Here is a 256-nt window from a genome sequence, read left to right as displayed (position 1 = left end):
CAAATATGCTTGCAAAGGTTTCTAGTGATAAAAATTATTTTTATTATGATTTATACGATGTTCAAAGCAATCGTTTTTTAAAAACTATGAGAATAAAAAAAAATATTGCTTTTAACTTGGAACTTTACGATACAAATGCTATTGTTTCGCCGTTGGAAATGCCAGAAAATAAAAAAGAATTTGATTCATTTCTTGAAACATTAAAAGATAAAACGTATCAATATTATGGATAATAACATTCTAGGAGGGTAGCGGC

General features: G+C 27.0%; 1 protein-coding gene. It reads left to right on the top strand.

Annotation, left to right across the window (positions count from 1 at the left end; translation table 11 throughout):
- The coding region (locus AAEY87_RS14180; RefSeq protein WP_350657638.1) for a hypothetical protein at positions 1-233 on the top strand (233 nt) is incomplete at its 5' end.
- Positions 234-256: the final 23 nt, after the last annotated feature.

The organism is Psychrobacter sp. S1-30-MNA-CIBAN-0213 (genome assembly GCF_040309845.1).
Classification (GTDB): Bacteria; Pseudomonadota; Gammaproteobacteria; order Pseudomonadales; family Moraxellaceae; genus Psychrobacter.
This window is presented reverse-complemented; position numbering and strand designations above follow the sequence as displayed.